The sequence below is a fragment of the Marinobacterium iners genome, assembly GCF_017310015.1.
Taxonomy (GTDB): Bacteria; Pseudomonadota; Gammaproteobacteria; order Pseudomonadales; family Balneatricaceae; genus Marinobacterium; species Marinobacterium iners.
In genome coordinates, this window is the sequence record NZ_CP022297.1 from 2,514,791 (window position 1) to 2,530,364 (window position 15,574).

Here is a 15,574-nt window from a genome sequence, read left to right on the forward strand (position 1 = left end):
ACCGCACCAATATGACTGATTGATGGCAGCCAGATGCCTCAGCGCATGGAGAGAGTATGAGCAGATTCGAGTTTTCCCAGATGCCCGACGCCAACGGCTACTTCGGTGAATACGGTGGCCAGCTGATTCCGCCCGAGCTGAAGCAGGTGATGGATGAGATTGACCAGGCCTACGAAGAGATCCGCCACCAGCCCGAATTTCAACAGGAACTGGCCGATCTGTTCACCGACTATGTCGGACGTCCAAGCCCCGTATTCTATGCCCGCCGCCTGAGCGAGAAACTGGGTGGAGCACGCATCTTCCTCAAGCGCGAAGACCTCAACCACACCGGTGCTCACAAAATCAATCACTGTCTGGGGGAAGCCCTGCTGGCCAAATACATGGGCAAGACCAAGGTAATCGCCGAAACCGGTGCCGGCCAACACGGTGTTGCACTGGCAACCGCCTGTGCACTGGTAGGCATCCCCTGCGAAATTCACATGGGTCAGGTCGATATCGAAAAGGAACATCCCAACGTGGTCAAGATGAAAATTCTTGGCTGCACACTGATTCCTGTGACGCGCGGCACCGCCACCTTGAAAGACGCTGTCGACAGCGCCTTTGAAGAATATCTGAAAGACCCTGACAACTTCATTTATGCCATCGGTTCAGTGGTAGGCCCTCACCCCTTCCCGAAAATGGTGCGCGATTTCCAGAGCATCATCGGCAAGGAAGCGCGTGAACAGTTCCAGCAACGTGAAGGCCGTTTGCCCGATTATGTCACGGCGTGCGTCGGCGGTGGTTCCAACGCCATCGGCATGTTCACGGCATTCCTGGAAGACGAAAACGTCAACCTGGTCGGTGTAGAACCCGCTGGCTTTGGCCTGGATACCGACAAGCACTCCGCCACCATGACTCTGGGCAAGCCCAGTGAAATCCATGGTATGCGCTGCTATGTGCTGGAGCAGGAAGATGGCACACCGATGCCGGTACACTCCATCGCCTCAGGCCTGGACTACCCGGGGGTCGGCCCACAGCACAGCTATCTGAAGGATCTGGGTCGGGTACAGTATGAAACCGCCACCGATGACGAATGCCTGGATGCTTTCATGACCCTGTCCCGTGTGGAGGGGATCATTCCTGCACTGGAAAGCTCACATGCCGTTGCCTGGGCGATGCGCAAGGCCCCAGAGCTAAGCCCGGAACAGTGCATTCTGGTGAACCTGTCAGGCCGTGGCGATAAAGACGCGGACTACGTAGCACTGAAACTGGGGCTGTAACGCCCCTTTAGAAGTAATACACCCGCTCTTCAAGCATGATCGACCGGTGCAGCGCCTGCTCTGACCGGTCGATCAGCTCATCCGCTGTCAGACCATCATCCGGGCTCACCGCCACGCCGATATTGATGCAAAGCCCCGGCAGATCCGCTTGCTGCATCTGTTCCAGCGCCGCCGCCAGCTTGTTGATCACCCGCTCAATGGCTTCCGGGCAGTCGATCTGTTCCAGCACCACCAGCCAGGCGCCTGAGTCCAGCCGCGCCAGCGTATCACCCTTGCGAATCTGCTCCTGCAGCACTTGCGACATCCGCCTAAGACTGTTGTTGTAGCGCCCCTCCGCTTGCTCCGGCTGCTGCCCGCTGAGTTGCAGCGACAGAAACACAACATACTCCTGAGCTCGCTGGGCGCGCTGCAGGGAGTGCTCCAGGCGTGCCCGCACCTTCATGTCTGCTGCCGGCGGCAAGTTGTCCTCACTCAAAGGAGCCAGCGGATGTTGCAGGCGGTACAACGGTGTCATGTCACGCCCAGTAATCAGAACCGAATCGATCGCCTCGTCATCGCCGATTCCGGGAGTCACCTCGAATCGAATCAGACGCGGGCTGGAATCAGGAACCTCCAGCCAGCGCTCCAGATCCTTGCGCTCGTCCGTCACCATCAGTTCACGCAAGACAGGCAACGGGTAGGCCTTGCCCAGCAGCACTTCACGAGATTTACCGGTGAGACGCGCAAACGCAAGATTACACCAGCTGCAGGTTCCATCCAGACTCAGGACCAGAATCAGCTCCGGCAACTGGTCCATAAGGGCATACAGGTGTTGCGGGTTTACAGCCTGTACTGTTTTTTGTTCTGTGCTGCTGGCACTCATTGGGGGGCTTTCCTGATCTGGTTGTTACAAAGTCTGTCGGGCCTGACACGATAACCAATCCTGCGCCATCTGACCAGATTGTCTCGACCTGTCAGGCCATCAGGTGCGACAATTTGTCACCTTCACGGCTTACCCCCGCTCACCTAAACTGGAGCCCGAATGAATACGCGCACCGATACTGCCATGGACTGGCTGAAGCCACTGCTGATGGCGCTGTTGATGATCGGCCTGCTGGCCAGCTTCTGGCTGGGTGCACGCTTGATCCAAGAGAGCCTCAGCAGTGGGACTCATGCCCAAACAGTGGACTGTGACCTGCAACAGGGGCCGTGCCAGTTTGAGCTGGACGGGGTATTGATGCAGCTTGAAGCAACACCGAGACCTCTGCGGTCATTGCTGCCGTTCGAGCTGTTTCTGCAGGTACAGGGTGAACTGGATATTACCCAAGTTAATGCAGAGTTACAGGGGGTAGAGATGTATATGGGACAGAACCGTTTCAATCTCACAGCTGAACCCGGCAAAAGCAACCTATGGCGCGGACGCAGCGAGCTTGCCATCTGTACCACCGGCGAGATGCGCTGGTACCTTCTGCTGATGCTTGAAACGACCACAGGGCAGAAACAGGCCCGATTCGAGTTCAATGCCCGATGAATACACAGCTGAAAACACTCAAGATATTGCTGTTACTGACCGCCTTTCTTCTGGCGGGGCTTACGCTCGCGTTTGTATTGCGGCCACAGCCAGTCGAGACACGCATTGCACAGGGCGATACCCGCCTTGGCGGGGATTTCACCCTGACTTCTGCCACGGGGCCGGTATCCCTGTCCGACTTCAGGGGGCAGGTTGCCGTTGTATATATCGGCTACGCCTCCTGCCCCGATGTATGCCCCACTGCGCTGGCCGTGCTGACCCAGGCACTTCGCAACCTGGATGACACTCAGCGCGAACAGGTACAGGGCATTTTCATCAGTGTTGACCCGGAGCGAGACACCCCCGAGAAGCTGGCACAATACACCGCTTTCTTCTCACCACGCTTGATCGGTGTTACCGGCAACAAGAGTGAAATCGACAGGGTGGTGAAACAATATGGCGCCTTCTATCGACGCGTAGAGATGCGTGATTCTGCGTTGGGATATGCCGTGGATCATTCATCAAGGCTTTACCTGATCAATCGCGAAGGACAGCTGGTGGACACACTGCTGCACAACAGCACCCCGGATGAACTAACGCTGCACCTTAAACAACTTCTCGCCGAACAAGGATAACATCATGACTCGATTGCCGACTCTGCTGACCGCCCTTTGCCTGAGCAGCTCCATGGCCTTTGCCGCCGATATCAGCGTTGAACAACCCGTTGCCCGTGCCACACCACCGGGCCAGCCTAACAGCGCCGCTTTCATGCAACTGGTCAACAAGGGCGAGACAACCGCGCTGGTCGCAGCCAAGTCATCCGTGGCAGACGTGGTTGAACTGCACACGCACACCAATGACGAAGGTGTAATGCGCATGCGCAAAATCGAGAAGATTGAACTGCCCGCCGGAGAAACTACTGTACTGCAACCCGGTGGACTGCATGTAATGCTGATCGGCTTGAAGCAACCGCTGCAGGCCGGCAGTCAGATCGACCTTAGCCTTGAATATGCAGATGGCAGCCAACAGCAGGTTGAGGTTCCTGTACAAATGGCGATGCCGGCCGGCATGCAGATGCAACAGCAAAAACACGGTAGCCACTGAGCCCGGAATGAACCGGGGCTGGCAGGCTCTGGTTCAGCACATCTTGCAGCCGCGCAAGCGTGCGTCGAAATGGCTGTAAATTGCCAGGCAGGCTTCCTTCTCGCTTGCCACACCCAAAAATTGACTGTTGTAACCTTCCACATAGTGCATGCTGCGCAGTTCGGGATCCAGCTTGTCCGTCTCAACCCGATACGACTTGAAACCTACCCGGTAAACACCGGCATAATCCGCATAAGTCAGCTTCCCGCCGACCACCGCTACAGGCGGGCCTGACCGAGGCAGCTCCAGTGCAGGCACCTTCAGCGGATTGTCGGTGTGCAGAGCCAGAAAAAAGTCTGCCTGCCCAGCGGTATCAAATACACCCAGTACCCAGCTGGCGTCTTCATTCCAGGCATAAAGATACCAGAACACCTCAGCCCCACGAGTCAGCGCCAGGCGCTGGTAGTAAAACTGGTCAGAGCGGGCACACTCAAGCGTCAGTAACTGCTCCTGATTTGGCAGTTCACATGACGCATCCGGCAGGCAACTGACCCAGTCGGTTGCCTGAATCATCAAGTTACGCATACTCACACTCGTCATGTTCGAGGCAGAACTGTTCCGGCCGAAGCGGTTCCGTGCCATATTCCTGCTGCAGTCCCTCCACCAGCGTTCTGACCCGCGGCGGCAACCCCTGCCGCAGTATCATCTGCACCTCAGCCAGTACCGACTGCCTGAAGCCATCGCTGGCACCGATACCGGCACTGAGATTATCGGCACTGAAGTGAAACTTGCGTCCGGCGGACATATTAAAGATCCACTCATAGGCCTGGGGACGCACTTCAACACGCTCGAACTCGGCCTGTTCATCCGCAGTGCGACCATCCGGCTTGTACCAGTAACCGAAATCTTCCAGCAGACGACGCTCGGGACCCGCCACGCACCAGTGTGCAATTTCGTGCAGCGCACTGGCATAAAAGCCATGCGCAAAGATGATGCGATGATGCGGATGAACCTGATCGGCCGGCAGATAGATCGGCTCATCGTCACCCGCTACCAGTTCAGTATTGTAGCTGAGAAGAAAAAGGCGGTTGAACAGCCGAATCAGCGGCTGGTAATCCGGTTCAGTCACTGATGTACTCCTGCCAGCGGGTATCGTTGAGCCACCAGGTACTGCCGGTGTTACGATCAATCCTGACCGCCACATACCCTTTGCGATCCTGGTCCGCTCGGTGCAGCAGCACTTTATAGTCCCCTTGCCATGGCGCTTGCTGCTCCTGCAGCGGACGCCATTCACCTCTGTCCGCAAGCCAGGTCGAACCGTTCCGTCGGTGGTAACGCAGCAGAATCCAGTCGCCGTTGCGTGTATAGGTCGTGCCGAGTGCATATTCACCATCCGAGGAACCGGTATTGTCGAGCGAATTCAACACCTGCATCAGCTGCCCGATCGCCATATCCAGCTGTTCACTACCATTGGCAGCTGTTCCCGAGGCTTCTGATTCAACATCCACTTCACTTGTAGCTGCAGTACTGCTGCTGATCAGCTGCAAGCGATTGAGCACCATCTGGTTTTGCTCCTGCAGCCGCTGATTATCGGAGCGCAGTTGCAGCATCTGCTCCTGAATGAGCGTAAGGCGACCACTGAGTTGATCAAACTGTGACTGGCTAGAAATCGCTGGCGCCGCAGGTGGCTGCTGTTCGGGACGTGAGCGATCTTCGCTGGCAGATTGACCGCCAGAGGCTTCTGCCCTTGCACCATCACGCACCTGCTGAGTTTGTGGGGCTTCGTCAGAAGTACTTTCCGGTCGCGTCTGATTGGTGGCATTACACCCCAAAAGCAGGGCACTCAACAGCAAGGGGGTTAATTTGATGATGCGCACATTAGCCTCGGGTCACCGTAAAATGTGTAGTTATCTTATCCGATCTAGCCGCCGGCATCAGCATTGCCCGAGTCCGTTTCATGGCCCAATTGCAAACGCTGCAGCTTGCGATACAGGGTACGCTCACTGACTCCCAAGCGCCGTGCCAGTTCCCGACGTTCACCGCTGAAGCGGGCACTGACTTGCTCCAGATAGCGGTTTTCAAGCTGATCCAGTGGCATCAGCGGCAACGCATCCAGATCCTGCTGCGGCAGCGGTTGTATCTCCAGACATTCCTGTGGCAAGTGCTCCGGCTGAATAACGCCATCATCGGCCAGCAGAATCCCGCGCTCCAGAATGTTGCGCAGCTCACGGATATTCCCCGGAAAGGCATAGTGCTGCAGCAGGTCGAGCGTTTGCGCAGCCAGCGTCACCCCCACTCCGCCCGGCAGACGTTGCAGCAGCGACGCCGTCAGCAATGGCAGATCTTCTATACGCTCATGCAACGCCGGCAAGGGTACCGGAAACGCTGAAATCCGATAGTAAAGATCCTGACGGAACAGCCCTTCTATCACCTGCTGACGCAAATCACGGTGAGTCGCACAGACCAGCCGGAAATCGGCATGTTGTGGCTCAACACTGCCCACGGGCCGAAAGCTGCCGGTTTCGATCAAACGCAACAGCTTGACTTGCAGACTGAGCGGAATTTCGCCAATCTCATCCAGAAACAACGTGCCACCTCGGGCCGCTTCCACCAGCCCCTTCTTGCGACTGACTGCACCGGTGAACGCCCCCCGCTCATGACCGAACAACTCACTTTCAAACAACCCTTCACTCAGGCCGGAGCACTCCACTGTTACGAATGGCGCACGCGCACGCGGGCTGCTCTCATGCAAGGCACGCGCAACCAACTCCTTTCCGGTACCGGACTCGCCCAGCAACAGCACAGTGATTTCACTGGGCGCCGCGCGATGGATCAATGACAACATGCGAGTAAAGGCAGGCGCACGCCCAACCAGCCCTTCCTGATCACTGACCTGCGCCCGCGCTTCGCGTACCTGGTGCATCACTTCCAGAAACCCGGTCAGGCGCCCGCGCGCATCGGTCAGCGGCATCATTTCCACATCCACATGCTCGTCACCATAGGGCGTGTTGTGCAGATGCAATACACGTTGACGCTGACCACTCTGACGGCATTCCTTCAACGGGCAGGACTCCCCCGCCTGGTCACAGGGCACCGAATAACCGTGTGACACCTCATAGCAGGTGCGGCCAATCACCTCCCGTTCACCCGCATAAAGGGCACGGTAAGACTGATTGGTTGCCATGACTCTGTATTCAGTCGACAGCAACGCTGCCGGTTCGGGTATTGCTTCCAGCATTGTCGCAGGATCAAATGGCCCGGTTTGTTGCATCGACTACCTCCATATTTCACCTAAAGCCTTACCGCCACCGATGTCAGCCACGCCATCAGCGACTGACATTATTGACGCTCCGCGACACTTTGTCACTTCCACCGACGCCAAGATCAGCGTAAAACTCCAGTCACTATTGTGATCTACACTTGATGAATACTGACTTATGCAAAAATGTTACCCATTACAAACAAATTGAAATATATGGCACAGGTCCTGCATTATTGCAGGCAGACGCATTACGCACTCGGTTTTAACCTGCAACAGGAGACTGGTAATGATCACTGAGGAAATCGTTGATCTTTCCCGGCTACAGTTCGCCATAACGGCGCTGTATCACTACCTCTTCGTCCCGCTGACGCTGGGACTGTCATTCATGCTTGCCATCATGGAGTCGGTTTACGTCATGACCGGCAAGCAGATCTACAAGGACATGACCAAATTCTGGGGCAAGTTGTTTGGCATCAACTTTGCGCTTGGGGTCACTACCGGTCTGACCATGGAATTCGAGTTCGGTACCAACTGGGCTTACTACTCGCATTACGTAGGCGATGTGTTTGGCGCTCCGCTGGCGATCGAAGGCCTGATGGCATTTTTCCTTGAATCAACCTTTGTCGGCCTGTTCTTCTTTGGCTGGGAACGACTGTCCAAGGTCAAGCACCTGATGGTGACCTGGCTGGTCGCACTGGGCTCAAACCTGTCTGCACTCTGGATTTTGGTGGCCAACGGCTGGATGCAGAATCCGGTCGGTTCCGAGTTCAACTACGAAACCATGCGCATGGAGATGACCAGCTTCGCCGAAGTGTTCCTCAACCCGGTAGCGCAGGTGAAATTCGTCCATACTGTTTCAGCAGGGTATGTCACCGCAGCCATGTTCGTGCTGGGTATCAGTGCCTATTACCTGCTTAAGGGGCGCGACCTTGCTTTTGCACGCCGCTCATTTGCGATCGCATCCGCTTTCGGTCTGGCCTCTATTCTGTCGGTGATCCTGCTGGGCGACGAGTCCGGTTATGAGCTGGGTGACGTACAGAAAACCAAGCTGGCCGCAATCGAAGCTGAATGGCATACCGAAGCGGCACCGGCAGCCTTTACCCTGTTCGGCATGCCGAATGATGAGACCATGGAAACCGATTACGCCGTCAAGATTCCTTATGTGATGGGTATCATTGCGACTCGGTCGCTTGATGAAGAGGTCACTGGCATCCGTGACTTGATTGTTGAGCATGAAGCCCGTATCCGCCGCGGCATCTACGCTTACGAGGTACTGCAGAAACTGCGCAATGGTGAAGTGACCGAAGAGCTTGAGGCCGAATTTGATCGCGTCAAAGTCGATCTGGGTTACGGTTTGCTGCTCAAGCGGTATACCGAAAACGTGGTCGATGCCACTGAAGAACAGATTCAGGCAGCCGCCCGGGATACAATCCCAAGTGTTGCACCGATGTTCTGGGCCTTCCGCATCATGGTCGCCAGTGGCTTCTGGATGTTGCTGGTATTTGCACTCGCATTCTATTTCACTGCCAAGCGCACAGCCTTTACCAAACGCTGGTTGCTCAAAGCGGCATTGTTCTCCATTCCAGCCCCCTGGATCGCCAACGAGATGGGCTGGTTTGTTGCCGAGTATGGCCGTCAGCCATGGGCAATCGGTGAGATTCTTCCCACCTTCGTTGCACCATCGGTACTGACCAAAGCTGACCTGCTGGGCAGTCTGGCCGCCTTTATCGTGCTGTACACCCTGCTGGCGATTGTTGAGATCTACCTGATGGTGAGATTCTCGCGCATCGGCCCCAGCAGCCTGCAAACCGGCCGCTACCACCACGAGCAGGATGAGCAATCCGCTTCCGAGCCGGCCAAGGCCTGATCAGGCAAGAGGAGAGATACGATGCTATTCGATTATGAAACACTGAAACTGATCTGGTGGGTGCTGGTTGGCGTGTTGCTGGTCGGCTTCGCCATTACAGACGGCTTCGATATGGGGGCCTGTGCCCTGCTGCCTTTTTTGGGCAAGACGGATGACGAACGCCGTGTGGTAATCAACACGGTAGGCCCACACTGGGAAGGCAACCAGGTCTGGTTTGTTACCGCTGGTGGCGCATTGTTCGCTGCCTGGCCTGCGGTTTATGCCGCGGCCTTCTCGGGCTTCTACTGGGCGATGCTGCTGGTGCTGTTTGCCCTGTTTTTCCGCCCGGTCGGTTTTGACTACCGCTCCAAACTGACCAATACCAAATGGCGCAAAGCCTGGGATATGGGGCTGATTGCCGGAGGTGTCGTTCCCTCACTGGTTTTCGGTGTGGCCTTTGGCAACCTGCTGCTGGGCGTGCCCTTTCAGCATGACGAGCTTTTACGCCCAAGCTACTCTGGCAACCTGTTCGGTTTGCTCAACCCCTTCGGCCTGCTTTGCGGTGTTGTGAGCCTCGCAATGCTCTCAATGCACGGCGCCGTCTGGGTACAGCTGCGCAGTCACGGCGTGGTAGAACTGCGCGCCCAGCGTTATGCCCAGTTACTGTCCGTGGTGACACTGGTGGCCTTTGCGCTGGCCGGCATCTGGCTCAGCATGGGCATCGATGGTTATCGCATCATCAGCCAGCCCGCACTGGATGCACTGCCCAACCCGCTGGCCAAGGAAGTTGAAGTCGCAGCCGGCGCCTGGCTGAGCAACTACAGCCTCTACCCGCTCAGCATGCTGGCACCCATCACCGGTTTCACCGGTCTGATTGGCGTCTTCCTCATGGCAGGACGTGGGCGCACAGGATGGTCATTCCTGTTCAGCGCACTGGCATTGGCCGGTATCATTGCCACTGCGGGGGTTTCCATGTTCCCGTTCGTGATGCCATCAAGCCTGAGCCCGAACTCCAGCCTCACCCTGTGGGACGCTGCCTCCAGTCACCTGACCCTGAATGTGATGACCATCGCCGCCATCATCTTCGTACCAACCGTTCTGGGCTACACTCTGTGGTGCTACCGCTCCCTGTGGGCCAAGATTTCGGTGGAATACATTCAGGACAACGATTACTCATCCTACTAAAGGAGATTCAGCCATGTGGTATTTCGCCTGGATTCTCGGTGTGCTTCTGGCCTGCGCATTCGGCATCATCAACGTGATGTGGCTTGAGGCCGAAGATATCGACAGCGAATGATTCGCTGACGCTATGATCATCTCTCCCCAAAGGCGCCCGCACAGGCGCCTTTTTATCGTCTGATCAACGGTGCGTCCATTCCGGTTTGCGCTTGTTGATGAACGCATCAATGCCTTCCTGTGCATCTGCCGTCAGCATGTTTTCCACCATCACCTCACTGCAGGCCGCATAGGCATCCGCCAGCGGCAGCTCACGCTGGCGCTGGAACGCCTGCTTGCCGATCTGCAGCGTGCGACGTGATTTGGATGCTATCTTGCCGGCCAGTTCAGCGACCGCCTGATCCAGATCGGGCTCAGGCACCAGACGATTCACCAGACCGATCTCGTAGGCGCGTTGTGCATTGACCAACTCACCGGTCAGCAACAACTCCATCGCATGTTTGGGTTGAACCGCACGACTCAGCGCCACCATCGGGGTCGAACAGAACAGGCCGATATTGACACCAGGGGTAGCAAAACGGGCATTATCCGCCGCCACTGCCAGATCCGCCGTGGCAACCAGCTGACAACCTGCGGCCGTCGCCACGCCGTGAACCTGAGCGATCACCGGTACAGGGAGGCTGACGATGCGCTGCATAAGCCCGGCGCAGGTCTGGAAGGTACAACGGTAGTAGTCTTCTTCGCCCTCACCCAGCATTTGCTTGAGATCATGGCCAGCACAGAAACCTTTGCCTGACCCCTTGATCACCACACAGCGAATGGTGAGGTCATCAGCAATGGCATCAAGCTCAGCATGCAATGCCTGCATCAACTCCATGGAAAGGCTGTTGTAGGCGTCGGGACGGGAAAGCATCAAGGTGGCCACGCCTTCGTGGTCCTGACGCTGCAGTAATGAATGAGTCATGCGGTTACTCCCTTTTTGTTGTTATTCGGGTTTACCCGAATATCGGTCAAAAAGGAGCAGCAGGTCAAGCCGGTTTTTCAGACCGAGAGAATATCGATCTTCTCCATCACCTGTACACCCGACCCACCAGCTGTAGCTTCATCATCTTCACCTAGTGGGCCTGCCATGGCCTGCATGGCCGGGCCAATACCGTGCGGAAAGCCCAGCTGCAGGTTTTTGAAATCAAACAGTTGTGGATCGGCCAGATGGGAGGGCACCACATTGCACAGGGCACGGAACATGGTCTCAATCCTGCCAGGATGGGATTTATCCCAGCCCTGCAGCATCTCCTTGATCACCTGACGCTGCAGGTTCTCCTGCGAGCCGCACAGGTTGCACGGTATGATCGGGAATTCACGCAACTCGGCGTATTCCATGATGTCCTTTTCACGGGCATAGGCGAGCGGGCGGATCACCATGTTTTTGCCGTCATCGGACACCAACTTGGGCGGCATCGACTTCAACTTGCCACCGAAGAACATGTTGAGAAAGAAGGTTTCCAGAATGTCATCACGGTGATGACCGAGCGCAATTTTGTTGGCCCCGATCTCATCGGCAAAGCTATACAGCGTGCCGCGGCGCAAGCGTGAACAAAGACCACAGGTGGTTTTGCCTTCAGGTACCACCGATTTGACGATGGAGTAGGTATCTCGTTCAACGATATGAAACGGCACACCCAGAGACTCAAGGTAGGCCGGCAGTACCTCTTCGGGGAAGCCAGGCTGCTTCTGATCCAGATTGACCGCCACCAGCTCAAACCGGATCGGCGCGCTTTTCTGCAGGTTCATCAGAATATCCAGCATGGCAAAGGAGTCCTTGCCACCAGACAGACAGACCATCACCTTGTCGCCACCTTCAATCATGTTGAAGGCTTCGATCGCCTGCCCCATTTCACGGCGCAGCCGCTTTTGCAGCTTATTGAGGCGGGTTTTCTTCTGCTTATCGAGGCTGTCGGTCTGCATGGTTAGTTACTACTGATGACGGGTTAAAAATTGAGCGCAGATTATACATGAATAGCGCTGCGGATAATAAACCCGATATTTTAATGCAGCCCTGATCCATTAAATAAAAAACCTCTAATTTAATGGAACCTTCATGCCCTAAGGGCTATGCTTTTTGGCTGAACTCCAACATCAACGTGGCGCAGTTCTGGGTTAACCGTGCAGCTGATCTACCCGTACTTCCATGACAATGAAGCGGCCACTCGACTGAGGCTGGGCCTCGGCGTGCAGTTGGGACAGTGCAATAAACTTCTACTATTGCCCCCATTGCCATGTTAAATTTCATTTTGTTATAAGCTTATAATAATGTGTTCTCAGTAGGGGCGCAGCAGCGCCAAATGAATGACAACAGGAGAAATAAAATGGCACTTCGCATTAATGACACCGTACCTAACCTTGATCTGAAAACCGATCTGGGCGACTTCAAACTGCACGACTTCATCGGTGACAGCTGGGCGATCCTGTTCAGCCACCCGAAGGACTTCACCCCGGTCTGCACCACCGAATTCGGTGCTGTAGCACAGCTGGCTGCCGAGTGGGAAAAACGCGGCACCAAGGTGATCGGCCTGTCCGTTGATGGCGTGGACGAGCACGTTGAATGGAAAGCCGATATCGAGAAATACGCCGGCGCACCGGCCAAGTTCCCGATCATCGCTGACGAAGACATGGCTGTTGCCAAGGCTCTGGACATGCTGCCGGCTGATGCCTACCTGCCGGATGGCCGTACCGCAGCTGACTCCGCCAGCGTACGTGTCGTGTTCATCTTCAGCCCGGACAAGAAGCTGCAGCTGTCCATGACCTACCCGATGTCCATCGGCCGTAACTTCGCTGAAGTCGTACGTGCTCTGGATGCGCTGCAGGCAACCTACAAGGTGCCGATCGCAACCGGCGCCAACTGGGAAGTGGGTGATGACGTGATCGTGGCTTTGTCGCTGAACGACGAAGAAGCCAAGGCCAAGTTCGGCGATATCGACGTCAAACTGCCGTACCTGCGTACCACTAAACAGCCGTCTTAATTCCGGCTGTCACTATTGCTCGAACACTATGCTCGAAACAATAGTACTCAACAGCTCTGATATACATTGGTGCTGATTCCGGCCTGCCCCTGACGAGGCAGGTCGGTTGGCGGTGTGCCTCTCCGGGTTTCCCCATGCCTGTCTGGCAGCACCTGCATAAATACTGGCCTGTATTTCTGAAAACCACAAACAGACAGGTTCACGATATGAAAATTGCCGTTACCAGTCAAAACCGCAAGACCGTTACTGAACATGCCGGACGCTGCCGGCGATTCTGGATCTACACCGTCGAAAACGGTGTCATTACCAACAAGAACCTGCTCGAGTTGAGCAAGGAAGAGTCTTTTCATGACAGTGACAGCAATGTACCTCATCCGCTGGATGGGGTTGATGTACTGCTGACCGGCGGCATGGGTAGTGGTCTGGTCCAGCGTCTGGCGCGCAAGGCGATAGTGGCAAAAGTAACAACCCAGACTGAGCCTGATAAAGCCATCCAACATTATCTTGATAGCCGGACTGAACAGGAAGATGACTGATATTAAGACGTCATCCGGTAGGTTTTAGTCTGGTCTGTCCAGGTATGGCGCTGTGATCGACAAGGAGCAGGAATGACCCCTTCACCTCTTTTGACGCCTTTTGTTCGCCGGATACTCGTTTTCAGCGTTTTGCTCGCACTGGCAGGCGGTTGGTTGATGGGTCGGCTTACAGCACCAGTACTGGGCCTGGAAGTCAGTTTTCGCAACGTCAGCGATGTGACTATCGAATCCATACAGCTGGATTTTGGCAGTGCCGATACCCAATCCAGTATTCAGACTTTTCGCATTGCGCCGGGGGAAGTACGCACCCTGGCGCTGAACCACGGTCCCGGAATGGGCTTCAACGTGCAGGTCAGCTACAGTAATGGTCGTAAGCAGGAGTTCTGCGCGTTGCGCGGAGATGAGCGTACTCAGCCAAGGCTGGATTTACGGCCATGAATTTCTAATCACCTGTTCGCAATTGACAAGGAGTTAACATGCGCAAGGTAACAGTTGCCGTTATTGGTGCCGGAACTGCCGGCCTAACCGCCTATAGGGCAGCCCGAAAGCATACGGACTCGGTACTACTTATCGATCCAGGTCCGCTGGGCACCACCTGTGCCCGTGTCGGCTGCATGCCCAGCAAGTTGTTGATTGCCGCGGCCGATACCGCCTGGCATATGCGCCACTCGGATATGTTCGGCGTGAGTGCGGCCGACATTCAAGTGGATGGCCACAAAGTGATGCAGCGTGTCCGCCGGATGCGCGATCGTTTTGTCGGCAAGGTACTGGAAGGAATGGAGTCAATTCCGGAACAGGACATGCTGCATAAACCCGTGCGTTTCATCTCTGACCACATGCTGGAAACGGCGGATGGAGAGCTCATTGAGGCGGCCAGAGTAGTGATCGCCACCGGCTCTCGCCCTGCAGTACCCGAATTCTTGCAGAAAGCCGGCAAGCGGCTGCTGCTCAATGATGATCTGTTTGAGCTGGACACCCTGCCAGAGTCCGTTGCCGTGTTCGGTCCTGGTGTGATCGGACTGGAACTGGGGCAGGCCCTGCTCCGCCTTGGGGTACGGGTGCGCATGTTCGGCGTTGGTGGAGCCGTAGGACCAATCGGTGATGATGAGATTCGCCAAGCAGCTGTTGAATGTTTCAGCGCTGAATTCCCGCTTGATCCCGATGCCCAGGTAAAAGAGATCCGTGAAACGGACAGGGCTGTCGAAGTCACTTTCATACATACCGATGAAAAGCCTCTGACCGAGCACTTTGACTACCTGCTTGCGGCAACCGGGCGGCGGCCCAACGTGGATCAACTGGGACTTGATCAGACTCATCTGCAGCTGGATGACCGTGGTGTGCCTGTTTTCGATCCACACACGTTGCAGTGTTCGGTCGAACACATATTCATCGCCGGTGATGCCAACAACCATCTGCCCCTGCTCCATGAGGCTGCGGATGAAGGTGGCATTGCAGGCCGTAATGCCGCCCTGCTGCCCGATCTGCAGCCGGGAGATCGCACAGTCCCGTTGGCCGTTGTGTTTTCCGATCCGCAAATTGCGACGATCGGCATGCGCCCTGCCGATATCCACGAGCAGTTTTCCGGCCGCTTTGCAGAAGCCGCGTATGACTTCGCTGATCAGGCCCGCGCCAAGGTACTGGGCAGAGACAGAGGCTTGATGAAGGTATGGGCTGAAACCGGCAGCGGAACCCTGCTCGGGGCCGAAATTCTCGGGCCTGACGCTGAGCATCTAGCCCACCTGCTGGCCTGGGCCATGCAGCAACAGTTGAGCGTTAGCGATCTTTTGGCGATGCCCTACTATCACCCGGTGCTGGAAGAAGGGCTTCGCAGCCTATTGCGTGATCTGCAGACACGCCTTTGAAGTCAGCAGACGATCCAAGTGGCTGCCTGGAATTGATGGCG

The 15,574-nt window shown here is 56.0% G+C and carries 18 protein-coding genes; 11 read left to right on the plus strand and 7 right to left on the minus strand.

Features of this window, described 5'->3' with window-relative positions; translation table 11 throughout:
• The first annotated feature begins 56 nt into the window (after positions 1-56).
• Complete coding sequence (trpB, locus tag CFI10_RS12160; protein ID WP_206834728.1) at positions 57-1,259, plus strand: tryptophan synthase subunit beta; 1,203 nt, start codon at positions 57-59, stop codon at positions 1,257-1,259.
• 7 nt (positions 1,260-1,266) lie between these two features.
• Here trpB and CFI10_RS12165 read toward each other — a convergent pair whose 3' ends face one another.
• Positions 1,267-2,121, minus strand: coding sequence for a diguanylate cyclase domain-containing protein (locus tag CFI10_RS12165; RefSeq protein WP_206834734.1), 855 nt, complete (start codon positions 2,119-2,121; stop codon positions 1,267-1,269).
• Between the two features lie 159 nt (positions 2,122-2,280).
• On the opposite strand from CFI10_RS12165, the gene CFI10_RS12170 reads away from it, so the two are divergent.
• From CFI10_RS12170 to CFI10_RS12180, 3 genes are read left to right on the plus strand one after another with little or no spacing between them, the layout of a single operon-like run.
• The gene (locus tag CFI10_RS12170) at positions 2,281-2,769 is read left to right on the plus strand and encodes a hypothetical protein (RefSeq protein WP_206834735.1); all 489 of its coding nucleotides are present in this window, start codon (positions 2,281-2,283) and stop codon (positions 2,767-2,769) included.
• The gene (locus tag CFI10_RS12175) at positions 2,766-3,383 is read left to right on the plus strand and encodes an SCO family protein (protein ID WP_091826553.1); all 618 of its coding nucleotides are present in this window, start codon (positions 2,766-2,768) and stop codon (positions 3,381-3,383) included. The genes CFI10_RS12170 and CFI10_RS12175 overlap by 4 nt, the downstream gene beginning before the upstream one ends.
• A gap of 4 nt (positions 3,384-3,387) precedes the next feature.
• The gene (locus CFI10_RS12180) at positions 3,388-3,852 is read left to right on the plus strand and encodes a copper chaperone PCu(A)C (protein ID WP_206834736.1); all 465 of its coding nucleotides are present in this window, start codon (positions 3,388-3,390) and stop codon (positions 3,850-3,852) included.
• A gap of 33 nt (positions 3,853-3,885) precedes the next feature.
• Here CFI10_RS12180 and CFI10_RS12185 read toward each other — a convergent pair whose 3' ends face one another.
• The 4 genes from CFI10_RS12185 to CFI10_RS12200 are packed head-to-tail and all read right to left on the minus strand — an operon-like array spanning position 3,886 to position 7,102.
• Entirely contained in the window at positions 3,886-4,416 is a 531-nt protein-coding gene (locus CFI10_RS12185) for a hypothetical protein (RefSeq protein ID WP_206834737.1), read from the minus strand.
• Positions 4,409-4,960: an elongation factor P hydroxylase gene (locus tag CFI10_RS12190; RefSeq protein WP_242529977.1), complete on the minus strand. Its 552-nt coding sequence runs from the start codon at positions 4,958-4,960 to the stop codon at positions 4,409-4,411. Before CFI10_RS12190 ends, CFI10_RS12185 begins: the two co-directional genes overlap by 8 nt.
• On the minus strand, positions 4,953-5,708 hold the full coding sequence (locus tag CFI10_RS12195) for a hypothetical protein (RefSeq protein ID WP_206834743.1): 756 nt from the start codon (positions 5,706-5,708) through the stop codon (positions 4,953-4,955). Before CFI10_RS12195 ends, CFI10_RS12190 begins: the two co-directional genes overlap by 8 nt.
• A 44-nt stretch (positions 5,709-5,752) precedes the next feature.
• Positions 5,753-7,102: a sigma-54 interaction domain-containing protein gene (locus CFI10_RS12200; protein WP_242529978.1), complete on the minus strand. Its 1,350-nt coding sequence runs from the start codon at positions 7,100-7,102 to the stop codon at positions 5,753-5,755.
• A gap of 277 nt (positions 7,103-7,379) precedes the next feature.
• Between CFI10_RS12200 and CFI10_RS12205 the strand changes: the two genes are divergently transcribed.
• The 3 genes from CFI10_RS12205 to cydX are packed head-to-tail and all read left to right on the plus strand — an operon-like array spanning position 7,380 to position 10,236.
• Positions 7,380-8,960 (plus strand): cytochrome ubiquinol oxidase subunit I, encoded by a 1,581-nt coding sequence (locus CFI10_RS12205; protein WP_206834744.1) that lies wholly within the window; start codon positions 7,380-7,382, stop codon positions 8,958-8,960.
• A 21-nt stretch (positions 8,961-8,981) separates the two neighbouring features.
• Positions 8,982-10,124 (plus strand): cytochrome d ubiquinol oxidase subunit II, encoded by a 1,143-nt coding sequence (cydB, locus tag CFI10_RS12210; RefSeq protein ID WP_091826563.1) that lies wholly within the window; start codon positions 8,982-8,984, stop codon positions 10,122-10,124.
• A gap of 13 nt (positions 10,125-10,137) precedes the next feature.
• A complete protein-coding gene (gene cydX / locus CFI10_RS12215) occupies positions 10,138-10,236 on the plus strand; it encodes a cytochrome bd-I oxidase subunit CydX (protein WP_206834746.1) in 99 nt (32 codons plus the stop codon).
• A gap of 63 nt (positions 10,237-10,299) precedes the next feature.
• On the opposite strand, the gene CFI10_RS12220 is transcribed toward cydX, so the two are convergent.
• Together CFI10_RS12220 and ttcA are read right to left on the minus strand one after the other, a co-directional pair.
• Positions 10,300-11,079, minus strand: a complete 780-nt coding sequence (locus CFI10_RS12220) for an enoyl-CoA hydratase (protein WP_206834748.1) — start codon at positions 11,077-11,079, stop codon at positions 10,300-10,302.
• A gap of 77 nt (positions 11,080-11,156) precedes the next feature.
• Complete coding sequence (ttcA, locus tag CFI10_RS12225; RefSeq protein WP_206834750.1) at positions 11,157-12,080, minus strand: tRNA 2-thiocytidine(32) synthetase TtcA; 924 nt, start codon at positions 12,078-12,080, stop codon at positions 11,157-11,159.
• Positions 12,081-12,481: 401 nt separating this feature from the next.
• Here ttcA and CFI10_RS12230 point away from each other — a divergent pair, with 401 nt between their 5' ends.
• The 4 genes from CFI10_RS12230 to CFI10_RS12245 all read left to right on the plus strand — a co-directional run bounded on the left by CFI10_RS12230 (position 12,482) and on the right by CFI10_RS12245 (position 15,533).
• Positions 12,482-13,135 carry a peroxiredoxin gene (locus tag CFI10_RS12230; RefSeq protein ID WP_206834752.1) on the plus strand — a complete coding sequence of 218 codons (654 nt, stop codon included), beginning with the start codon at positions 12,482-12,484 and terminating at the stop codon, positions 13,133-13,135.
• Positions 13,136-13,341: 206 nt separating this feature from the next.
• Positions 13,342-13,671 (plus strand): NifB/NifX family molybdenum-iron cluster-binding protein, encoded by a 330-nt coding sequence (locus tag CFI10_RS12235; protein WP_206834754.1) that lies wholly within the window; start codon positions 13,342-13,344, stop codon positions 13,669-13,671.
• 72 nt (positions 13,672-13,743) lie between these two features.
• On the plus strand, positions 13,744-14,109 hold the full coding sequence (locus CFI10_RS12240) for a hypothetical protein (RefSeq protein ID WP_206834757.1): 366 nt from the start codon (positions 13,744-13,746) through the stop codon (positions 14,107-14,109).
• Between the two features lie 38 nt (positions 14,110-14,147).
• On the plus strand, positions 14,148-15,533 hold the full coding sequence (locus CFI10_RS12245) for a dihydrolipoyl dehydrogenase (RefSeq protein WP_206834761.1): 1,386 nt from the start codon (positions 14,148-14,150) through the stop codon (positions 15,531-15,533).
• Positions 15,534-15,574 lie beyond the last annotated feature (41 nt).